20 protein-coding genes are annotated in these 23,154 nt (G+C 36.9%); 10 read left to right on the top strand and 10 right to left on the bottom strand.

From position 1 onward, the window contains the following. Positions 1-27: 27 nt before the first annotated feature. From PZ892_RS04575 to PZ892_RS04560, 4 genes are all read right to left on the bottom strand, one after another. The gene (locus PZ892_RS04575) at positions 28-1,191 is read right to left on the bottom strand and encodes a 1-deoxy-D-xylulose-5-phosphate reductoisomerase (protein ID WP_182499382.1); all 1,164 of its coding nucleotides are present in this window, start codon (positions 1,189-1,191) and stop codon (positions 28-30) included. Positions 1,192-1,205: 14 nt separating this feature from the next. Beyond that, entirely contained in the window at positions 1,206-1,994 is a 789-nt protein-coding gene (locus PZ892_RS04570) for a hypothetical protein (protein WP_094280887.1), read from the bottom strand. 117 nt (positions 1,995-2,111) lie between these two features. Next, the gene (locus tag PZ892_RS04565; RefSeq protein ID WP_277712185.1) at positions 2,112-4,232 is read right to left on the bottom strand and encodes a DPP IV N-terminal domain-containing protein; all 2,121 of its coding nucleotides are present in this window, start codon (positions 4,230-4,232) and stop codon (positions 2,112-2,114) included. 190 nt (positions 4,233-4,422) lie between these two features. After that, complete coding sequence (locus PZ892_RS04560; protein ID WP_094255066.1) at positions 4,423-4,761, bottom strand: DUF3276 family protein; 339 nt, start codon at positions 4,759-4,761, stop codon at positions 4,423-4,425. A gap of 269 nt (positions 4,762-5,030) precedes the next feature. Between PZ892_RS04560 and PZ892_RS04555 the strand changes: the two genes are divergently transcribed. From PZ892_RS04555 to PZ892_RS04540, 4 genes are read left to right on the top strand one after another with little or no spacing between them, the layout of a single operon-like run. Continuing rightward, positions 5,031-5,906: a LiaF domain-containing protein gene (locus tag PZ892_RS04555; RefSeq protein WP_094255067.1), complete on the top strand. Its 876-nt coding sequence runs from the start codon at positions 5,031-5,033 to the stop codon at positions 5,904-5,906. 8 nt (positions 5,907-5,914) lie between these two features. Continuing rightward, complete coding sequence (locus PZ892_RS04550) at positions 5,915-6,955, top strand: histidine kinase (RefSeq protein WP_094255068.1); 1,041 nt, start codon at positions 5,915-5,917, stop codon at positions 6,953-6,955. Further along, a complete protein-coding gene (locus tag PZ892_RS04545; protein WP_094255069.1) occupies positions 6,952-7,695 on the top strand; it encodes a response regulator in 744 nt (247 codons plus the stop codon). Before PZ892_RS04550 ends, PZ892_RS04545 begins: the two co-directional genes overlap by 4 nt. Before the next feature lie 20 nt (positions 7,696-7,715). Further along, positions 7,716-9,152 (top strand): serine hydrolase, encoded by a 1,437-nt coding sequence (locus PZ892_RS04540; protein WP_277712182.1) that lies wholly within the window; start codon positions 7,716-7,718, stop codon positions 9,150-9,152. A gap of 310 nt (positions 9,153-9,462) precedes the next feature. Here the strand turns inward: PZ892_RS04540 and PZ892_RS04535 are convergent, their stop codons facing one another. The 3 genes from PZ892_RS04535 to PZ892_RS04525 all read right to left on the bottom strand — a co-directional run bounded on the left by PZ892_RS04535 (position 9,463) and on the right by PZ892_RS04525 (position 11,343). Further along, complete coding sequence (locus PZ892_RS04535; protein WP_182499376.1) at positions 9,463-9,837, bottom strand: RidA family protein; 375 nt, start codon at positions 9,835-9,837, stop codon at positions 9,463-9,465. 75 nt (positions 9,838-9,912) lie between these two features. Continuing rightward, complete coding sequence (locus PZ892_RS04530; protein WP_094255072.1) at positions 9,913-10,341, bottom strand: AraC family transcriptional regulator; 429 nt, start codon at positions 10,339-10,341, stop codon at positions 9,913-9,915. 504 nt (positions 10,342-10,845) lie between these two features. Beyond that, entirely contained in the window at positions 10,846-11,343 is a 498-nt protein-coding gene (locus tag PZ892_RS04525) for a redoxin (protein WP_182499375.1), read from the bottom strand. Between the two features lie 133 nt (positions 11,344-11,476). On the opposite strand from PZ892_RS04525, the gene purN reads away from it, so the two are divergent. After that, positions 11,477-12,052 (top strand): phosphoribosylglycinamide formyltransferase, encoded by a 576-nt coding sequence (gene purN, locus PZ892_RS04520; RefSeq protein WP_277712180.1) that lies wholly within the window; start codon positions 11,477-11,479, stop codon positions 12,050-12,052. Positions 12,053-12,102: 50 nt separating this feature from the next. On the opposite strand, the gene PZ892_RS04515 is transcribed toward purN, so the two are convergent. Then, the gene (locus tag PZ892_RS04515; protein ID WP_277712178.1) at positions 12,103-13,293 is read right to left on the bottom strand and encodes an alpha/beta hydrolase-fold protein; all 1,191 of its coding nucleotides are present in this window, start codon (positions 13,291-13,293) and stop codon (positions 12,103-12,105) included. Between the two features lie 138 nt (positions 13,294-13,431). Here PZ892_RS04515 and purH point away from each other — a divergent pair, with 138 nt between their 5' ends. The 5 genes from purH (at position 13,432) to rimK (ending at position 18,430) form a co-directional block, all read left to right on the top strand. Continuing rightward, on the top strand, positions 13,432-14,958 hold the full coding sequence (purH, locus tag PZ892_RS04510) for a bifunctional phosphoribosylaminoimidazolecarboxamide formyltransferase/IMP cyclohydrolase (RefSeq protein ID WP_277712177.1): 1,527 nt from the start codon (positions 13,432-13,434) through the stop codon (positions 14,956-14,958). A 123-nt stretch (positions 14,959-15,081) separates the two neighbouring features. Next, positions 15,082-15,696 (top strand): hypothetical protein, encoded by a 615-nt coding sequence (locus tag PZ892_RS04505; RefSeq protein ID WP_277712175.1) that lies wholly within the window; start codon positions 15,082-15,084, stop codon positions 15,694-15,696. A gap of 139 nt (positions 15,697-15,835) precedes the next feature. Then, positions 15,836-17,014, top strand: coding sequence for an AIR synthase related protein (locus PZ892_RS04500; RefSeq protein WP_277712174.1), 1,179 nt, complete (start codon positions 15,836-15,838; stop codon positions 17,012-17,014). 8 nt (positions 17,015-17,022) lie between these two features. Next, positions 17,023-17,454, top strand: a complete 432-nt coding sequence (locus PZ892_RS04495; protein ID WP_094255705.1) for a RimK/LysX family protein — start codon at positions 17,023-17,025, stop codon at positions 17,452-17,454. Between the two features lie 40 nt (positions 17,455-17,494). After that, positions 17,495-18,430, top strand: a complete 936-nt coding sequence (gene rimK / locus PZ892_RS04490; protein ID WP_094255079.1) for a 30S ribosomal protein S6--L-glutamate ligase — start codon at positions 17,495-17,497, stop codon at positions 18,428-18,430. A gap of 132 nt (positions 18,431-18,562) precedes the next feature. Here the strand turns inward: rimK and PZ892_RS04485 are convergent, their stop codons facing one another. Both PZ892_RS04485 and PZ892_RS04480 read right to left on the bottom strand, forming a co-directional pair. Continuing rightward, positions 18,563-20,191, bottom strand: coding sequence for an IS1182 family transposase (locus tag PZ892_RS04485; RefSeq protein ID WP_277712172.1), 1,629 nt, complete (start codon positions 20,189-20,191; stop codon positions 18,563-18,565). 167 nt (positions 20,192-20,358) lie between these two features. Continuing rightward, positions 20,359-23,028, bottom strand: a complete 2,670-nt coding sequence (locus tag PZ892_RS04480) for a DUF3857 domain-containing protein (RefSeq protein WP_277712171.1) — start codon at positions 23,026-23,028, stop codon at positions 20,359-20,361. Positions 23,029-23,154 lie beyond the last annotated feature (126 nt).

The following is a 23,154-nucleotide window of genomic DNA, read 5'->3' as shown; positions in this document are numbered from 1 at the left end:
ATTATATTTTTATTAATTTATTTAAATTTATTTAATTCGTTCTATTAAACTTCGTGCCACAGTTCGGCTTTCTAAATCGAACTGCAAATAATCCTCTAAACTTAACGTTTTTTGTGATTTCACCTGACACAATGTCTCCTCAATCACCTCACTCATTTGTACAAAGCCTACTTTATCTTGCAAGAACGCTTCAACCACAACTTCATTGGCACCGTTTAAAACACAAGGTGCATTCCCCCCTTCTTCCAAAGCTTGAAAAGCAAGTTTCAGGTTCTTGAACACTTGTAAATCTGGCTGTTCGAAGGTAAGATTAGGATAATCCAGGAAATTAAATCTCTTAAAGTTGTTTTCGAAACGTTGCGGATAGGTTAAGGCATACTGAATTGGGAGTTTCATATCCGGAAGGCCCAATTGAGCTTTTAAAGATCCATCTTGAAACTGCACTAAGGAGTGAATGATGGATTGCGGATGGATAATCACATCGATTTGATTGTATTCCAATCCGAATAACCATTTCGCCTCTATAACCTCCAGGCCTTTATTCATTAAGGAAGCAGAATCAATAGTGATCTTTGCTCCCATGGTCCAGTTAGGATGTTTTAAAGCCTGTGCTTTGGTAACCTGCAAGAGGTCATTCAAAGTTTTTCCGCGGAAAGGTCCTCCAGAAGCTGTTAGGATGATTTTTTCAATAGGATTGGCTTCTTCACCAGCAAGGCATTGAAATATTGCAGAATGTTCCGAATCAACGGGAAGTAATTTGACCTGATGTTTCTCTACCAAGGAGGTAATCAATTCACCAGCGACAACTAAAGTTTCCTTATTCGCCAAGGCGATATCTTTTCCCGACTCAATTGCAGCAACCGTAGGTCTAAGACCAGCCGCTCCCACTACAGCCGTAAGAACGATATCGATATCGTCTCTTTTCATGGCATCTACCAGTGCATCTTCGCCGAACAGCACTTCAATCCCCTTCCCTGCCAATTCCTGTTTCACTTTTTCGTAAGCTGTTTGGTCGCAAAGGATCACCGCTGCTGGCTTAAATTTTAAAGCCTGTTGAATCAACAAATCAGCATTTTTCCCGGCAGATAAAACAGTAATTGAAAAATGATCAGGATATAGTTCTACTACTTCTAAGGTCTGTGTACCGATACTCCCTGTAGAACCTAATATGGCTAATTTTCTTTTACTCAAAACTTAAATGATTTTTAAATAATGTTATCCATAAGGGATGGGTCAGAACCACCCTTATAGGCTTTCATCATATCAATATACACAATTGACATGACAAGACTAACCACGGGAATAATAACAAAGGCATTGATAAGGCTCAAAATCTTTGAAACTAGTGAATAACCCATGTATTCCGTACCTAATTGTAGTAGATGAGTGAATGCAACGATAAATATTATTGTCAGTAATTTCAATACATTCCCTTTGGTCATTGCCAAGCTGAAACGGTATGATTTGAACGTATTGAAGCCATTCTCTAGAATAAAGAATGGAAAGAATGTGGTTCTGATCAATACAAACAACATAATCAATCCGGTTAAGAAAGGATGGATTTCGGTTTGAACAGTATTCATATTTACCCCAAGATATAACAGCGGGAATAAAAGGACATACATCACGATATAGACCACGAAGGCAATCAAACTATATAAAAGCAGACCCAAGATATAGTAACAGAATTGCGGCATACTAGGAAGGTAATCCATGATACCATGACTTTTTTCTTCCTTGGCTAAAAATATTGCCTTCTTAAGGAGTACCAATTGCAAGCTGAAATAAACCCCAACAAACAATAATAACAAGCAGATTTTAACCAAAAGATTGGAAGAATCCAGATACAATGCTAGAAAGGAAGAAAGGTTGGAAGTTACAAAAAGTAAAAAGCAGAGACCGGCGATAGAAATATAATTCCGCATCAGGATATCTACCGCTCTTAAAACAACGTCGTTAGCTTTAAATGTAATGTCTTTAAGAAAATCTAGCATGTCATAAATAATATTGCAAATATGATAATTTTTTTCGGTGGAATCAATTATCTGAAGGCGGTTATCACATAAAAAAAAGGCTAAGAAATTACATTCTTAGCCTAATTAAAACTTTTATTATTTCAAATTCTCCGGAATTGGTTTTTCCAGAAGATATTGATAATAGAATCTTGTTCTTTCCTTGAAATCATAGGCACTTTTTGAGCGTTCAAAACCGTGTCTACTTCCCGGATAAATCATTAATTCAAAAGGTACAGCTCTACTGGTAAGCGCATCCACCAATTGAATGGTATTCTGCATATGAACATTATCGTCCATATCACCATGCATAATTCTCAAACGGCCTTTATATTGATTTACATAAGGTAAAATAGAACCGTTTTTATATCCTTCAGGGTTAGATTGCGGGGTATCCATCCAACGCTCGGTATAGTGGGTATCATATAATTCCCAACTTGTTACCGGAGCACCAGCAATACCGAAATCAAAATAATCGGCACCTTTGGTCAATGCTAAACATGTCATGTAACCACCATAGCTATGGCCAGTCATCAATAATTTGTTTTTAGCCACATAAGGTTTAGCTTTCAACCATTTCGCAATGGTGATATAGTCTACCAATTCCCAGTTTCCTAAATTTCTATGCATCCAAGCGACACCTTGTTTACCAAAATGACCAGATGCTCTGTGATCAGCTTCAATCTGGATTACACCTTCTTGCGACCAAAACTCTCCATTCACACCTTTCCACGTATTTTTTACCGTTCCCGCATCAGGACCACCATAAATACTCATGATCACTGGATATTGCTTTGACTCATCGAAATCCGTAGGATACGTGATAATCACCGGAAGGTTGAACTTGCCATCCTCCGAAGGAACGGTCAGGTATTCGCGTTTTGCTACTTTATAATTTGCAAAATCATCAGCTTTGCTATCCGCCAATTCCTTCAATACTTTGCCTTTGTTATCAAGCAAAGCGACCTTATTTGGAGTCAGGATATTGGAATAATTTGTAATGAAGTATTTTCCATCAGGAGAAACCATTACATTGTGCGTATAATCTCCGAAAGTCAATCTCTTCATATTCTTGCCATCAAAACCAATGCGATATAGGTCTTTGGTTGCCGAATTTTCTTTTCTGGCAGAGAAATATAGCACTTTACCCTTCTCGTCGATATGTTCGATTGCTGTCACTTGCCAATCACCTTGTGTAATAGGATTTACTAATTTTCCATCCAGGTTATACAGGTAATAATGCGCCCAACCAGTTTTATCCGATTTTAAGATGTAATGTTTATTATCTGCTAAATAAGTGATTCGCTCATCATGGTCAAGATTGATCCAAGTAGGCTGTTCCTCATTATAGATTTCAGATTTTTGACCAGACTGCGGATTTACAGCATAGAATTTTAAATTATTTTGCTCTCTATTCATCCACTGAACCATGATAGACTTGCTATCAAAGCTCCAGTATGGTTGACCAAAATATTGATCGTCTTTTTCGTTAAAATCAGCCCATACAATTGGAGAACCTTCAGCTTTTACGAATCCTACTTTTACTTCAGGGTTTGGATCGCCAGCTTTCGGGTATCTGGTTTCTTCCAAGTAGCCATGTTGCCCTTTCGAAACATAGATTGGGAACATAGGCACCTTTGTATCATCAAAACGCATAAAAGCGATTTCTTCACTGTTAGGAGACCACCAGAATGCACGGTAGTTGGTTGGACGACCTAAGATTTCTTCATAATACACCCAAGATGACCAACCGTTATAAATTACATCTGTACCATCATTGGTATAGCGAATCTCTTTACCTGACGCTATTTCGAGGCCATATAAATCACTTTTGCGGGTGAAGGCTACATATTTACCATCTGGGGATAAAGTAGGGTTTTGTTCATCAACTTCTGGGGATTGGGTAAGTTGCTTGGCTGGAGAGTCAGGATATTGGATATAAACATCTTTATCCTTGATAAATACCCGTGTAGACGTATTGACAGGGTAGCTATAACTTTCTCTTTTACCAGATTTAACATTGACTTTATAGAGCTGATTATTTGCTCTTTCAATATAGTGGTTAGCATCCGCCCAACCTTCGAATCGACTAATAGTTTTAGTTAAAGAGGGAGCTTGGTTCCAAGCTTGTTCAAAAGAAAGTTTCTTAGTTTGCGCGATTGTCGCATCTGTGGAAAGGATGAACAGAGCGAAGCAAGCCGCAGAAAACAGTTTATTCATATGTGATAGTTTGTAATTTGATTCAATAAACTTCGAAAATAGGAAATTCATATCAATCTGTTAAGAAATGCCTGTAACATGTTTAACGAAATCGATGGCGTAAAATTCGAAGGGATTAAATTGGTTATTCGAAATATAAAAAGAGCCACTAAATGATTAGTGGCCCATTAATAATTTATTCAAAACTAAATTAAAAAGAGTAATTGTCTTTTTGTACTAGCTCGCCATTGTTTTCAAAACCTTGATCGTCTTGATTTGGCTCATATCTTTTTTCCACAACATCCTGGTTCGCTTTAATGTATTCAACTACATCTTGAAGTCCTTCAGCAAACTTTTCAAAGTCTTCTTTATAAAGGAAGATCTTGTGTTTGATGAACTGTCCATCTTCGAAGCGTTTTTTGCTTTCAGTAATTGTCACATAATAATCGTTCGAGCGAGTGGCTTTCACATCAAAAAAATAAGTACGTTTGCCCGCTCTCACCTTTTTTGAAAATACCTCTTCACGCTCTTTATTGTCAAAATCTCCCATTAGATTAATATAAAATTTAAGTTTAACCCTCTATTTTCAGTCATAAATATATAATAATTAATTTCAATCATCCAAATTTTATTTAAAAATTATTATTATAATAATTAAAATATTGCTACAAAATTGAGGTTGTCTTAAAAGAGATTTGAGTTTTTACCGACTAATTCTCGTATTTCACCGAAAAAAATGCCCAAGAGACCTATTAGCTCTGTTGCTATGCTTATATTCGCTATACTTTTGAGTAAACTAATTCAAAAGGAAACAACATCATGAACAATCAAACAACGAAAACAGATTACGGAAAGCCACCAAAAAACAATAAATCTTCGAATTTAGTTGGGTTTATCATCGTTTTTTTAGGAGTAGCCATTCTTTTTAAGAACATGAATATGGGTAACATCATCCCGAATTGGATGTTTGGATGGGAAACCATATTGATCATTATCGGTCTTGTAATTGGGGTAAATTCAAAATTCGAAAAGAAATCTTCGATAGTCCTTATTATTATAGGTTCGGTATTCTTACTTAAAAATGAACTTGATATCCACTTAGGAAAATTCATAATTCCAGCTGCAGCAATCGCATTAGGCTTTTACCTGATCAATCGTAACAAAAGCAACCCGCAATTGCCTCCAACAACTCCTCCGCAAAACGATGAGTATGATTGGGATAGACGTGTAAACCAAGATCAACCAGGAAATACCGATGGAACAAATAATCCATCGTCAACAAATCCTAATGATTCCTATGCTCAGGCCAGCGGTACTGAGCATAGACCTTATGGCAGAAATTTCTTACCTGACTTTGAAAACTATTTAAAGGTGGACAATTTCTTTAGTGATACTAAAAAAGTAATCCTAAGCAAGAACTTCTTGGGCGGAAATATTACCTCTGTATTTGGAAGCACTCAATTAAACTTCTTACAAGCGGATTTGAAACAACCGGTAGTAATTGATACTTTCCAACTTTTTGGAAGTACAAAAATCATTGTTCCAACCAACTGGAAAGTATATTCTAATGTTTCTTCCATTTTTGGCGAAGTTGATGATAGAAGACCGATGATCGAAGTGGTTACAGATGAAAACAAGAAAATTTATATCACAGGGACCTCTTTATTTGGGGGATTAACGATTAAGAACAGTTAGTTTAAGGCATGCAAAAACCCATTAGTGAACAATCCAAACGCTATGTAATCCATGCCTCTTCGTGGATTATTTGTGTTTTATACTTTCTTATAGTTTACGGGCTATTGCTATGGTCCAATATCGCCAAAGTAACTGCAGCTTATGACGCAGTGATTGGTGCCTTGACCATGACAGGTATTTCATACCTCATCTACAGTACCTTGCAGTTTTATCTTCCAAACAATAAAAACTATTGGAAGCTGTTTTCCATGGCTGCGATTTTTTCAGCAATCAGTGTGCTCATCATCCGTATCTTGATTATTCAGGTAACACCTGATGACAACCTGGTTTACCTGGACTTTTCCCTACCCTTTCGTTTTGTAATCAATTTCCTGATCATTACCTGTGTAATGACAATCAATATTTTCTGGAACATCCAGGAAGAATTAGTTTTTAACAAGAGAAGAAAAGATGAAAGTGAGCGCATGGTTCGTGATGCCGAATTATATAATTTAAGACAGCAATTACAACCTCACTTTTTATTCAATAGCTTGAACTCCATCATCGCCTTGATTGGTAGCAAACCTACTGAAGCGCGGAATATGGTTTTTCAATTATCAGATTTTTTGCGTGGAACCATGCGCAAGGATGAGAAACAATTTACAAGTGTTGAAGAAGAAATCAATCACTTAAGCCTATATTTGGATATAGAAAAAGTGCGTTTCGGCCACAGGCTGAGCACTGAGTTTGAATATGACGAAGAGGTTTTTAATGCAAAAATCCCTGTTATGATTCTTCAACCCTTAGTAGAAAATGCGATTAAATTCGGTTTATATAATGTAACTGATCAAGTAACTATTAAAACGCGTATATATTTAGAGAACAATCTGCTGACCATTGAAATCAGTAATCCATTTGAAATGGATCAACCGGAACAGAAGAAAGGAACTGGATTTGGTCTTACCAGTATTCAGCGAAGACTATTCCTTCTATTCGGCAGAACTGATTTATTGCAGACAGCGGTTGACGGCAATACATTTATATCCACCCTAAGAATCCCACAATTATGATAAAGACAATCCTTATAGACGACGAACCATTGGCACGTAGTATGGTGCTGGAATATTTAAAAGAACATCCTGATTTTGAAGTATTGGCTGAATGTAATGATGGATTTGAAGGTGTGAAAGCCATCCAACAACACCAGCCAGATTTAGTATTCCTGGATATTCAAATGCCTAAATTGACAGGCTTTGAAATGTTGGAGCTATTGGATAACCAACCTCATATTATCTTTACGACAGCATTTGATGAATACGCACTAAAAGCTTTTGAAAAGAATGCGATTGATTATTTATTGAAACCTATCCGTCCGGATCGTTTTCAAAAAGCTATTGATAAATTCAAGGCTTCCTTTGGGACGCAACAAGCTCCAAAAATAGATTCTGCTAAACTGCAGGAAACTATGGAAGAAGATAGTTCCTTGGAGCGTATTGTTGTAAAAACAGGAAATCAAATCAAGATTATTCCGGTTCAACAGATTAATTTTTTAGAGGCCTATGATGACTATGTAAAGATTCATACTCCTGATGGCATGTTCCTAAAAAATAAAACCATGAGCTCATTTGAAAAGCAATTGGACGGAAAACAATACGTTCGTGTTCACCGATCATTTATTGTTAAGGTGGACCAATTGCAGAAGATTGAACCGATGGAAAAGGATAGTTATATAGCCACTTTACTAACCGGCGAAAAGGTAAATATTAGTAAATCTGGATATGCACGCTTAAAACAAGTTATAGGTTTATAATTTGTTTTGTATTTTTGGGCATGAGTAAAAAAGCATTCAACTTCCTCATTATCCTTTTATTAACAGCCTCTGGGTTTACAAAAGCCCAAACTATTGATGAAAACAACAATAGAGCGGTTTTTAATCGGATTGAGTATTTTTACAATTCGCAACAAACGGATTCCATCTACAACTTAGCAAGTGAATCATTTAAAGAGGGTATCAGCCTTGACAATATGAAAAGCTTGCTGGAGAACCTATATACACTTGGGAAAATTAAAAATGTTACCAAGGAAGCTTTCAGTAAGGGAATTGCTACTTACAAAGTAGAACTTGAACAGACGACTTTTAGCATGTTATTATCTATTGATTCTACCATGCACTATAATGGCTTTCAGATAAAGCCTTATGAAGCCAAGGCTGTTCCGCAGAAAGAGGAAATCATCTCTAATGTAGAAGCAAAAAGTCCTTTGGATTTGTATGTAGATTCAGTAGCACGGAAATATGCTAAAAATGGAAATGCACATTCCTTGTCGGTTGCAATAATACATCAGAATAAAATCAACACCTTCTTTTACGGAGAAACGACCCCTGGAAATAATAGCCTGCCTGATGCAATTACCATTTATGAGATTGGTTCAGTAACCAAAACTTTTACAGCGACCTTATTGGCTGAAATGGTAAATAAAGGCATATTGTCATTGGATGACTCCATTGCTAAATATTTACCTGACTCGGTAGCTCAGAATCCAGACATTCAAAAAATAACATTCAAAATGCTTGCGAACCACACTTCGGGATTACCTAGGTTGGCCAGCAATTGGAATAAGGTTCCGAAGCATTCAGACAGTGACCCCTATGCTGTATATGATAAAAAAGCTTTATACTCTTATTTAAAGGACTACAAAGCAAGCAAGGAAGCAGGATTGGAATATGAATACAGCAATCTTGGATTTGGATTGTTGGGCGATTTACTGTCCACTATTAGCAAGAAACCGTACATGACGATGGTCAAGGAAATGATCCTTACACCCTTGGAAATGACCAACACTTCGGATAAAATCAACCCAAAGGATAAAAATATTGCACCTCCATTTGATGATAAAGGACAACAAGTTCCATTTTGGAGCTTTCAATCCATGTCAGCAGCGGGTTCATTAAAATCAAGTCTGAACGATCTTCTTCGCTATACTCTTGCACAGTTGACTTATCCGGAGACAGAGGTTCAAAAGGCGATGAATCTGACCAAACAGTTTACTTTCTTAGTACCTCCGAATGGAGACATTGGGTTAGGATGGCATATGAATATGTTGGATGGGGTGATTTACTACCATCATACGGGTGCTACAGCGGGCTCCAATTCATTTGTAGGTTTTGTTCCAGATGAACACTCCGTAGTTATTCTATTATCTAATTCCAGCAATGGTTTGGGAGAAATAGGAATTGAATTACTTGAGAAAGTTTTATCAACTAAATAGTCTATTTAACATGAGATAAGCTAAATATTTAGCTTAGGAAAAGATAAAAAATAAAGGGGAGGATTCTTTCGAATCCTCCCCTTACTTGTTGTTTAGTTCTCATTAAAATTTGTGTCTTTGAATCAATTCTGTTTAGTGAATAGATTTCTTGATGTAATTCCAAGTAAGAATTAAAAACCAATCGCTATTTCAATCGACATTGAGTTAGAAACTTTTATTAAAGAAATGATTATCTAATTAATAATCGTTTCTAAACTCAATATATAGAATGAAAAGGAATATGCGGGTTTAATAAAATGTGTGCATACTGTTAAACTTCTGCTATTAGATCTACTTCAATTTTAAATCCATGTCGCAATGCTGGAACTGTAATGACAGTTCGCGCTGGTTTATGCTTTCCAATAAAGTCTGCAAATAAGGCGTTAAATTGGGGACAAAATTTAACATCACTTAGATAGGCTGTCACCTTCACAATTTTGTGCAAACTACTTGAAGAGGCTAATAGGATATTTTCAATGTTCTGAAATACTACAGTAAACTGACTTTCAAAGTCTTCATCTTCATAAGGTTTTCCGTCAGCTGAAATTGGTAGTTGACCAGAAACAAATAATAGATGGTTTGACACAATAGCTGTACTATAATGTCCGTTTGGTTTTGGAAGGCGATTACCCTGTAATATTTTCATGTTAAACAATTGTTTTATATCCGCTTATTACAAAATAAACCTATGCTTAAAATTTAAAATAGAACGAAATTAGCGTCAGTTCTTCTGAAGCTCTTTAGGCAAGAATCCAATCATTTGACGAAAGTACCTCGTGAAATGACTTTGATCTGAAAACCCACACAAAAAAGCTATCTCAGTTAGCGAATAACCGCTAATATACATGAGTTCCAATGCTCGAATCATTCGTATCTTCCTCTGGTACAGCAGTACTGTACTACCAGCATATTTTTCGAAATATTTCGATATTGTTACTTTATGTACTGAGCAAAGCTTGGATAATTCATCCAAAGAGATCTGCTTGTTCCAATGGTCTTTAATATAATCTTTGACAATATACACCCAATCAGGAAACTGGTTAGAAACCAATTTCTTTTGAGGTCCCAGGTCAAGTGAATTAATTAAAGACTCCACCGCAATAAAAGATTCTTTATCACGGTAATTTAATTCCTTATAAATGTTAATCATAAATAAATAAATACATCAACCAAATTGTAATTTAATTGGCCCTTACAATATTCTATTCTTGGTTGGTTGATACTCGCAAAGACAGTATTTTTTTGAAAATGTTTAATGCAGCTTGAAAATATTTTCTTACTTAAATCGCCGATTGAACTTGTACTATCCTGCAGGAAACTAAAAACAACTCATTCCCAACAGTTTAACGATTTCCTAGTTAGTAATATTATCAATAGTTTTGCTCCAAATGATCTCTAAAAAATGGATCCTAGTTTTTCTTTTTAGGTATTCATTATTCGCACTTTCCATTACCCTACATAAATTTCATTTAAAAAAACAATAATCTCAATGCTAGATATCAAATTTTACTACCAATCAAGAATAGTTTTTTCCTTTAAAACTTTTAACGATGTAAATATATGAAAACAATTAAATAAATAATATCACTTTGTTTTATTAAGAAAATTTTAATAATAAAAAGTAATTTCTGAAAAGTTTAACTTTATGATAGTTCTAGTCCTGTTTTTCAAGGTATAATAGGAGTTTTTCGGCCTTATTTTCGCCGTCAAATTGTTTGATTATTTGTAGAGATTTAGCTTCATAAATATAGCTGGATGGAAAATTCTTTGGATTGAATTTTAGGATAAATTCTCCCTCAGGATCGTAAATAAATTTAACCCGCTTATCAGATTTTAACGGTTTTGCGAACATATTGATGAAACCATCCACCAAAGGCTTCTCTTGCATAGAGATAAAATAGAAGTCTACATCCTCTCGAATCTTGCCCAATGCCTTTCCAATACCTTGTCCTAACTCTTGACAATGCCCACAACCTGGATCGAATAATATAAAAACTTGAGTATGTTGAGTGTTCAATGAATCAGAGGTGAATTTAGCGCCAGTATTCATGTCAATAAACTTAGAGAAAGCAGGAATTTTCTCGGGGATCTGGGCGGTGCAGAAACCAACAGATGCAAATACTAAAAACATGGTAAAGATAAAATTCCTCATAACTGAAAAATTAAGCTAAATGATCTTAAATCTAACAAATTTGCCTCAATGTTGCAGCAAATTAGGCCTTTATTGCAAAAAATCAGCTATATTTGTCAAATAATTATTTAAATATCTCAAACGATAACACACTGTGAAAAAGCGTATTGCTATTTTTGCTTCAGGTTCCGGATCAAATGCCCAAAAAATCATGGAGCATTTCAAATATTCTGACGGCGCTGAAGTTGCCTTAGTTTTAAGTAATAATCCAGATGCATATGTTTTACAACGTGCAGACAACTTTGAAATCCCTACTCACGTATTTGATAAACATGATTTCTATCAAACTGATGAAATCGTTGACCTATTAAAAAGACTTGAAATTGATTTAGTTGTTTTAGCTGGCTTCCTATGGTTAGTCCCTGAAAACTTGTTAAAAAGTTTTCCTAATAAAATTATTAATATACACCCTGCCCTATTACCAAAATTTGGTGGCAAAGGCATGTATGGTGACCGTGTCCATAAAGCAGTATTGGAAGCAGGAGAAGATGAGCATGGTATAACCATTCATTTTGTCAATGAGAATTTTGATGAGGGTGAAATCATCCATCAGGCAAGATTCAGAGTAGATCCTGGAGATACTTTAGAAATCCTTAAATTCAATGGTCAACAACTGGAGCATACGCACTACCCTAAGGTCATTGAAAACCTTCTAAAAAAATATAATTAATATAACTATCCATTATATAAAAAAAGGCCGAAGCTAACTTCGGCCTTTTTTTATTTACCCACTGGCTTGAAAAGGTGACTTGTAAACTCCACTAAGTAATCTCTCCAATTTGACCAGGTATGTCCACCTTCGGATTCGTGATACACATATTCCATTGTGATACTATCAATTTTTTTTCGAAAATCAACACCAGTCTCATACAAAAAGTCTTCCTTCCCCATTCCTATCCAATATAACTTATAGCCATTTTTATTTTGTGTCAATAGATTTTGTTCAAAATTATCATAGACATCTCTTTTTATCTTATCATTAATTCTATAAGCTGCAGAGAACAATCCCACATAATCAAAGGTATTTGGATAGTAACTGGAGATAAATAGAGAATGAGAGCCACCCATGGACAATCCTGCAATCGCTCTATTGGCTTTATTCTTTTTAACCCGGTAGTTCTTCTCAACGAAATTGATCACTTCAGCAAAGTTGGTCTCCATATCACCTGACCCTACATCAGGAGTAAAAAACTCTATTTTATACTCTCCTTTTTCCGAATTACCAGGAGCCGCTGAATTACTGGTATGTCCATTTGGCATAACCACAATCATGGGTTTTACTTTACCTTCAGATATTAAGTTATCCATGATCTGTGAAACCCTGCCTAAGGTTGGCCAAGCATCCTCATCTCCCCCCATTCCATGTAATAAATAAAGGACTGGAAACTTTTCCTTGGACTTCTCATATCCTGGAGGAGTATAGACTGTCATTCGGCGTTCCGCATTATTAATGGCAGATGGATACCATTGTTTAATCATTGAACCATGAGGAACTGCCTTAGTTTTATAATATTCAGCATTACCTCCATTCGTAATAAAGTAATTGAATACATTGCTTACATCCCTTACTTGGTAAACATTCAAGGGGTCATTGATACGAACTCCATCTATAATAAAATTATAGAGGTATAAATCAGAGCCGATGTTATTCTGACTCACTGACCATAGGCCTGAAGCATCTTTTTTCATTTCAACTTGCGGTGCAGCTTGCGAAGTCTGTTTCATCCAATTTCCTGTTAAATAAACAGAATTTGCCTTTGGTGCTACGAGGTTGAATGATACGGAATTGTCTGCGGAAACAATCGGGGAAGCTGTTTTTATTTCTTTGGCGCCTATATTTTCTTGAGCACTTAATTGACTGCTGCAAAGGCCCATCGATACGGCTAACAATAGGAAGATGTTTTTTCTCATGTTTAAGTCTTGTTTTTAAATTGGGTACTCCAATATACTAATTATTAAAGATTGTTTAACCGCATAGTTATAATTAGGTAACAAAATTGAGAAAATTAGATTTTAAATTTTTATCTTTGCGGCTCCAAACAAAGCACAATGAATCATCCTGTTAAGATTAAAAATGCATTGGTTTCAGTTTATTACAAAGATAACCTTGCACCTCTAATTCAACTACTAAACAAATACGGAGTTACATTTTATTCCACTGGTGGAACTGAGTCATTTATCCGCGATTTAGATATCCCTGTTGAGCGTGTTGAAGATTTAACTGGTTACCCTTCAATTTTAGGTGGCCGCGTAAAGACTTTACATCCAAAAGTATTCGGAGGAATTTTGTCTCGCCGTCCTTTGGATGACGACAAGAAACAATTGGAGGAATACCAAATTCCAGAGATTGATTTAGTAATTGTAGATCTTTACCCATTTGAAGAAACTGTAGCTTCTGGTGCTTCAGAGCAAGATATTATTGAAAAAATCGATATCGGCGGGATCTCTTTAATCCGTGCAGCAGCGAAAAACTTCAATGATGTTGTAATTATCTCTTCGAAAAACGATTACAAAGAACTTGAAGAAATATTAGCGGCTCAAGAAGGTGCTACTTCTTTAGAACAACGTAAATCATTCGCAAAACGTGCTTTCAATACTTCTTCACATTACGATACTGCAATTTTCAACTATTTTAATCAGGAAGAACCATTAGACGTTTTCAAACAGTCTGAGCAAAATGCTCAAGTATTGCGTTACGGAGAAAACCCACATCAAAAAGGTGTTTTCTACGGAAACCTTGATGCTATGTTTGATAAATTAAATGGTAAAGAACTTTCTTACAACAATTTAGTGGACGTAGATGCAGCTGTTGCGATTATTGACGAGTTTAATGAGCCAACATTCGCGATCTTAAAACATACCAACGCTTGTGGAGTGGCCTCACGCCCTACTATCAAAGCAGCTTGGGAAGCAGCATTAGCTTGTGATCCTGTTTCTGCTTTCGGTGGTGTATTGATCACAAACGGTGAAGTTGATAAAGCTACTGCTGAAGAAATCAACAACCTTTTCTTCGAAGTTCTAATCGCTCCTTCATACACTGAAGAAGCTTTACAAATCCTTACTGCTAAGAAAAACCGTATTATCCTTCGTCGTAAAGACGTTCAATTACCTGCTCAACAGTTTAAAACTTTATTGAACGGTGTAATTCAACAAGACAAAGACAATACTGTTGAAGGTCCTGAATTAATGACCGCTGTAACGGAAGTAAAACCTACAGAAGAGCAATTAAAAGACCTTTATTTTGCTAACAAAATTGTAAAACATACTAAATCAAATACAATTGTATTTGCAAAAGACGGTACTTTAATCGCTTCAGGTGTTGGTCAAACATCACGTGTTGATGCGTTGAAACAAGCAATCGAGAAAGCACAATCCTTCGGTTTTGACATCAAGGGTTCAGTGATGGCATCTGATGCTTTCTTCCCATTCCCTGATTGTGTTGAAATCGCTGGAGATGCTGGTGTTTCGGCTGTATTACAACCAGGTGGATCCATTAAAGATCAATTATCAATTGACATGGCGAATGAAAAAGGAGTAGCCATGGTGACAACTGGTGTTCGTCACTTCAAACATTAATAAAAACATTAGCTTCGGCTATCAAATAAAGCCCATTGTAAAATTTACAATGGGCTTTTTGTTTATTCTCACCTCCTTGGAATTATTTTTGCACCCTCCCTACCAAACTATTAATAAAAACATATGAAATATCTAGCAATATATTCAGTAGCGACCATCCTTGCTCTCAGTGCTTGTCAAGGAAATAAAAATCAAGGAACAGATCAAGCTGATACAAGCAACACACAGGAAAATCCAGTAATAGACAGTAATGCGAATGTTCATAACACAGATTCTACCCTAATCGTTCGGGAAAACTTTGAGAGAATCAATGGCATTAAAGACTGGGATAAAATAGACTCCGCACAGATTCATGAGTCTACCGAAGGTGGTGTTGCTACCTATTTCTTTAAAAACAACAACCTTGAATTAATCAAGGTCAGAAACTATGGTGAAGGTGGGTATTTATTACAAGACATGTATTTAAAGGATAACAAACTATCTTTTGTATATGAGCAAATCTATAATTACAACACTCATATCATCGATCCTAAATTTGATATGAAGCAGACCAAAAAAGCTGGTGAAGCCAGATATTATTATTTCGACGATAAACTCTTCAATATCATTGCTACTGACAAGGAAAACGAAAAATACTTGAAGGAGGATACACGTACTGACAGCAATATGAAACGTTTATTCAGTCAATTGATCAAGGTCAAGGACAATGGATTTAACCCTAAAGGTATATCTGAATAAGGAAACAAAGACTTATTTAAAGGAAATAACTTAAGATAACTCATGAATTGGTTTATATTAAGTAATATATTCAAAGACAAACCTCTCTAAACGAAATATTTTCGCAATAATCGAGAGGTTTGTTTATTTTTGCAGCACGATGTCAGATTTAAAATACAACCAACGAGGTGTATCCGCAGGGAAAGAGGATGTACACAACGCAATCAAAAACATTGATAAAGGATTATTTCCGAAAGCTTTCTGTAAGATAGTACCGGATATTTTAGCAGGTGATGAGCAATATTGCAACATTATGCATGCTGATGGTGCCGGAACAAAATCTTCTTTAGCCTATGTATATTGGAAAGAAACTGGCGATGCATCGGTATGGCGTGGTATCGCTCAAGACGCGATCATCATGAACCTGGATGACCTATTGTGTGTTGGAGCTATTGACAATATTATTCTTTCATCTACCATTGGTAGAAACAAAAACTTGATTCCTGGAGAAGTTATTGCTGAAATCATTAATGGAACGGAAGAAATTCTTGCTGAATTAAGAGAATTGGGTATAGGTATCTACTCAACAGGTGGTGAAACTGCTGATGTTGGTGACTTGGTGAGAACCATTATCGTAGATAGTACAGTTACTTGTAGAATGAAACGTGAGGATGTGATTTCCAATCACAAAATCAAGGGTGGAAATGTGATTGTCGGACTTGCATCATACGGAAAAGCAAGCTACGAAAAAGAGTACAATGGCGGAATGGGATCCAATGGATTAACTTCAGCACGTCATGACGTTTTCAGCAAGTATATTGCTGAGAAATATCCGGAGAGCTTTGACCCAGCGGTGCCATATGATTTAGTATTTGCAGGTGGAAAAGCATTAACGGATCAAATTAAAACCGAAACAGGTGAAGAAGTGACAGCAGGAAAGTTAGTATTATCTCCTACTCGTACATATGCACCTGTTATCAAGCAAATTCTGGACAAATACCGTAGCCAAATTGATGGTATGGTTCACTGTTCAGGAGGTGCACAAACTAAAGTATTGCATTTTGTAGACCATGTACATGTGATCAAGGATAATCTTTTTCCAATCCCTCCACTATTTGAATTGATTCAAAAAGAATCCAATACAGAGTGGCAAGAGATGTACAAGGTATTTAATATGGGACACCGCATGGAATTATATGTTCCAGAAGAGATTGCGGCTGATATTATTCAGATTTCAGAGTCATTTGGAATTCCTGCCCAGATTATTGGACGTGTAGAATCTTCAGAGAAGAAACAGGTGACCATCCGTTCAGCATTTGGAGAATTTGTATACGAATAGATTTGGCTGTGAAAGGTAAGAAAACCATTGGCAGAACAGAAGTTATCGATCTTCCGGAACTTGGTCTTTACAATATCCATGCAAAGATAGATACCGGCGCGGAAACATCCGTTCTCCACTGTGAAGAAATGGAAGTGGTCAAAAAATCCGGCCACTTATATATTACCGCCTATATCAGACCTGATGAAGACAGCGAAAAGACCTTGAAGCTGACTTTCCCAGTTCACCGGGAAAGAACAGTTAAAAGCTCTTTTGGACAATCGGAGATACGCTATATCTTTTTGACCAAGATCCGCATGTTCAACCAGCTATATGATATCAAATTGTCCTTTCGAAATCGATCAGCAATGTCCTATCCCATGTTATTGGGACGTAATTTTATTACAGGGAAATTCTTGGTAGATGTATCTAAAAAAAATCTAGCAACTAATATCATATAGAACACGGAACATCGTTTATCTGTTTAACAAATAAAGAATTGTGAAAATAGCCGTTTTATCGACGAATAAGTCATTATATTCTACTCGTAGACTAGTAGAATCTGCCATTAATAGAGGTCACGAATGCGAAGTGATCGATCATAGCAAATGCTATGTAGGCATTCAGCAAGCAAAACCCTCCATTCATTATAAAGGTCAAGATATCGCAGAGGTTGATGCCATTATCCCTAGGATTGGTTCATCAGTTACTTTTTATGGATCTGCTATTGTACGACAATTTGAGGTTATGGGCGTTATTTCGGCCAATCCCTCACAAGCCATCACCAGATCCAGAGACAAACTGAGATGTATGCAGATCCTATCAGGTGCAGGTCTTGGTTTACCTATCACGGGATTCGCAAGAACCGCATCCAATGTGGATGATTTGATATCTATGGTAGGTGGAGCTCCTTTGGTGATCAAACTATTGGAAGGAACCCAAGGAATCGGAGTCGTATTAGCAGAAACCAAGAAAGCTGCTTCTTCTGTTATTGAGGCGTTCTATGGTTTAGGAAATAACATCTTGATCCAAGAATATATCAAAGAAGCCAAAGGTACTGACATCCGTGCTTTTGTGGTTGATGGAAAAGTTGTTGGCGCAATGAAAAGAACTGCTAAAGAAGGAGAATTCCGCTCTAATCTCCACCGTGGTGGTACAGCTGAGGTTGTTAAATTAACCAGAACAGAAAGAGAAACTGCGATTGCTGCTGCCAGAGCTATGGGATTAACTGTTGCTGGTGTCGATATGTTACCTTCAGCCAGAGGTCCTCTTATTCTGGAAGTCAATTCTTCTCCTGGATTAGAAGGTATCGAACAGGCAACGGGAAAGGATATCGCCGGAGAAATTATCAAATATCTGGAAAGACAATATGAAGCTAAACAATTAGCTAAACCTGTTACTACCAGAAGAAAATTGAAAAAAGAAAGTAATCTTTAAGCCAGATGTGAGATGACCTATAGTTACTTAAAAATCTCACAAAAAAGAATCTAGTTTTATATGAAGGTGTCTAAAAAGGCACCTTCTTTTGTTTTAATACCTTTCTTGATCTCAATTATATTTTAAACAATATTAAGCTGCAAGTCGATTTTCTGTACTTTTCATCACGCTGATAGCTTGATTTATCGCAAATAGGGAGTTGTTGCCACCAGGTTTACCAATTAAAGTTTTGCTTTCCCACTTTTTTGCCCATTTTCTTAGGTTATGGGCAATAGCCATCAATCCGAACTCCACAGTAACTTTCTCGAGTCCTTTCATACTAAAGCGGGTAAACTTGTTGTTGCTTTTCATCTGTCCAAATACCGCTTCGACTTCCACGGGTCTTTTGCTTCGATGGTATAGCCCTTGTGTCGATAGTAGTCTTTCTCTAGCTTTAGCCTTGAGCCAAGCAAGGCGGTGATTGACTTCAATCAGACGATTGCCCTGTGCTTTATGACACCCATCACGCATCGGACAGCCCTCACATCGCTGAGCTTGATAGCAGCTCACCTGGGCGGCATATCCGTTGGTACTGACCCTGGTTGTTTGTCCGACAAAGCTTAGTTTCTGTCCTGCCGGACACACATAAAAATCCTCCTGATCATTGTAATATAGGTTCTGTACCGAAAAAGGATCCTGCTTATGCTTTCGCTTCTGCTCCATATGGAAGTAATTGTACTTGATAAAAGCGGTTATATCCTGTCCTTCCAACAACTCATAGTTCTGCTCACTGCCATATCCGGCATCTGCGACGATTGACTCACTTTGTTTTCCGTAACGGGACTCAAAGCCTTCCAAATGTTCCGGTAGGGTTGTCGTGTCTGCGGTAGTCTGATGGATACTGTAATGGGTGATGAACTGTTCCTCGGTACTGATCTGTGTATTGTAGGCGGGTTTGAGTTGACCGTTCTTCATGTGATCCTCTTTCATGCGCATAAACACAGCATCGGTATCGGTCTTACTATAACTATTGCGATCCCCTAGTATTTTCAGCTGTTCTTCATATTTCTGCAATCGTGGCAAGTAGTCATCTTCGAGTTTCTTAAGCTGCTTATCGGTAGACTTATTGGCCACTTTGAGCTTTGCATTGATCGCTTTGATCTTTTCCTTCAGCTGCGTGCTGTCGATAGCCTTGCTAACTTCTTGATTGCCTAATGTAGATTGGTCTTGGGTAATCTGCGCATCAATATCGGCAAGAACCGAAGCGATGTTCGCTTCTAACTTTACCTTGTTTTTCTCAACCGATTTCTTCCATACAAACGTATAACGACCAGCTGCAGATTCGATCTTGGTACCATCAACATACTGAACTTTCAGGCTGACGTACTCCATTTCATGTAACATCCGGACGATACTTGCAAACAACTCCTGTATTTGCCCCTTAAGACGCTTCCCCCTGAAATAGTTGATCGTACGATAATCAGGGGTACTGTTGCCAGAAAGCCACATGAAATAGATGTTCTCTTGTAAGGCGCGTTCAATCTTTCGGCAAGAATAGATATTGCTTAAATAGGCGTAGAACAACACTTTGATGAGCATCCGGGGATGGAAACTAGTAGTGCCTCCCCCTTTATAAAGTCGGATAATATGATCCAGATCCAACTGATCAACAACCTGATTCACCAACCGAACAGGATGGTTCAATGGAATACGATCAAAAATATTTTCAGGAAATAGACTCGGACTATTGGATGGAAGAGCTTTGAATTGTATGTTTGCCATATTGTTTTTTGGGTGCACCTTAAGATACTAAATCTTAAGGACAAAAAACAGAAAACCCCGCCATTTTTTAATGACGGGGTTATTTTTTTTTAGAGACCTTTTTAGACAGCCCCATCACATATTCCAATAATTTCAAGTCCCTATAAACCTTTTTAAACATCCCTATTTCATTCATTCAATGGATGTGGACCATAGTTTTCCATGGGTGGATTCTCAGGTCCATTAGAGGAGTCCCTATCTGATGACTCGTCTCCTACTGAATAGTAATAATTTTCCTTATTGTATGGTACGGTAAAAGTTTCTTTCACCCTTTTGGAAACCCGTAAATAAATGGCCCATGCTATAATTATTAAAATAGACCAAAAGTCTGCTGGATTCATAAAACCCCATGCTAGACCATCAGGATAAATAATTGTATATCCCATATTAGCTAGAATCAGAAGCACCAACCCACCCAAATTCACGAAAAAATAGGTCTGAGGAAATATATCTCTCCGTTCTAACAACAATACACAAGAATAGATAGTAAAAGCTAAATAAGCAGCCTGAAACACTAAATAGACTATATTAAAGAGAAGCAAATAGCCATAGGCATGACCGACCTTATCTAGCATTGACCATAAGCTATCACTAACTGAGTTTTCTGCAACAAATAACATGAGTACTATTGCAAATGTTGTAATGACAATCCTAATTAACAATACGATTAACCATCCCCCAATACTATTTCGACGAGATACATGGTCCAGGTTGATAAATCCAGTCGGTTTTGTTTTATAATGAGTCTTAAATAAAAAGATCAGTGTTGCAATAACGATGATGAAAAAGGCAAGCAGGGCTCCATAATTCATTTTGGAGATTTTAGGGGTGTTAAAAGACCCAATCGTTAGATATCCATCATTATTAATAAAATAGCTATATCCCAATCCCTCTCCCATCAGCTTATGATCCTCTAGGTATTGTTGAGCTTGGTCCATTGGAATAAAGGAATCATTATTACGAAAATTGAAGGTAATCTTGAGGGTATCCTTATCCGGGTATTCAGCTCTTGAATACCAATATGTTTCACGTTCTATAACCTTTTCTTCCGACTGAAAAAAGCCCACGGCTTTATTGTCCTTATTAACAATCTTGATTTCATGATGGACATCAAAGGGAAAATCAATAGCAATTGGTTGTATGACGCCTTCTTGTACTTTTGGAAGACGATCATAAATGTATTTGCCATATATTGGAGCTGCCTTTTGCTCATCCTCTTCGATGATATATGCCTCCAAAAGATATTCTTCTTTGATGATCAAAATATTATTTTCCAAATCATCATCAATGGTCAAGGGACTAACATTCCTGGCTTTGTTATAAATCCGTTGATAATAATCTTCATAATCCTTCTGCAACTGTTTTTTTGAAGTACTTTTAAGTTGGTTTCTTATTCCATCAGCCTCCTGCTCATAGTAAATGGTCTTTACCTTAAGGTTTGCCTTGCCATCATCCAAGATCTGGATTACTTCTTCGATATTGATAAAGGAACCATGCTTTGAAATGGGTTTACTTACTTCGGAAAGTTTATTGCCATTTTCAAGAAACAATACTTTCCCATAATAAGGAAAATATCGATTCAGGATGCTTCCCCCTTGGTTACTAATCGTTGGATCGACAGCAATCATACGACCATCGATTACAGCTGCCAAGACCACATGATTAAAGGCAAATGGACTTGGTTGCACCTTGTCTAATTCCTTGTTTTGATAGGTATTTGCAAAGATCAGTGATGAACTAATGCCTTTACGCTTAAGCATGGACGCCAATAAAAGAGATTTATCCTTACAATCTCCATACCGTTGGTTGAATACCTTTTCAGGGAGATGGGCTCGATGGGAATGCTCTCCCATTTCAATGCCCATATAACGGATAGAATTCTGAACGAAATCTAGACTTTTCTGAAAAAATTTCAAACTGTCTCCATCTGCTTCCTTCCAGAATTTTTGAATCTCTTTATCGAGGGCAGTGCCGGCTTTAACATCAGGAATCGGATTGATCCTTTTACCCCAATCCGCTACTTGTCGCCAGGTTGAAAATTCAGAAACCTCCACACGGGCAGTATTATCATACCAACTTGGGGCATATATTCCGATTTGTTCATTTGCCATCATGGGTTGTTCCCAATAATAATAGGTCAAATTCCCAATGACCTCACGTTTCTCTGCTGGTGCATTATAATGTTTTCGGATGTTTAATATACGTCCTTCTGGAACAATATAACCCAGATGCACTAGCCCATTGGGCTCTGATCCTTCTAAATAAAAAGTATTGGCGAATTTCCCTTCAAATACCGGATTGAAACCAATTAGAGAATACGAAAATACAATCTTATCATCTTTCCTGATATCATCTAAAACAGCAACAGCGGAGTATGTGCCATTGTATATCATCCTGGAAAGATCAGTTTCAACTGCTACGGTCTTGAATTTGGAAAGATCCAAGCGATTGAAAACTTCACCATTTCTGATAATATTTAACTCATGGATAACCAGTTTTTGGTAGCTGGGGTCAAAGCTGACACTCGCCTGGCCTGCATTTTCCGCTCCAGCATCCTCAGTAACGACTTTTATGGTTCTATTGAAAAGAGTCTTGTTCTGCAGATTATATTGGCTTTCAATCAATTCAAAATAATACCCCATACTGATTTCATTTAAATCAACGGATTGGGGCTTCATTTTAGTTGCTCTCAACCAAGTTGGAAGATTGGACTTGCTAATATTTACTGCCGATTGGGCCCATAAAACAGTGCTACCAACCAGTAGTAGGAGTACGGTTAGAAAAATTAGTTTTCTCATGTGTTAATAATCAGAAAACGAAGATACTGATTATTAAAGCCGCTTTATCAGGCAAACAAAAATTATTAACAACTGATAAACAACAACTTAAACCAAAACAACTTTCGTCACACTCAATAACCGTTA

Origin of the sequence: Sphingobacterium sp. WM, from assembly GCF_029542465.1 — a bacterium.
Taxonomy (GTDB): domain Bacteria; phylum Bacteroidota; class Bacteroidia; order Sphingobacteriales; family Sphingobacteriaceae; genus Sphingobacterium; species Sphingobacterium cellulitidis.
This window is presented reverse-complemented; position numbering and strand designations above follow the sequence as displayed.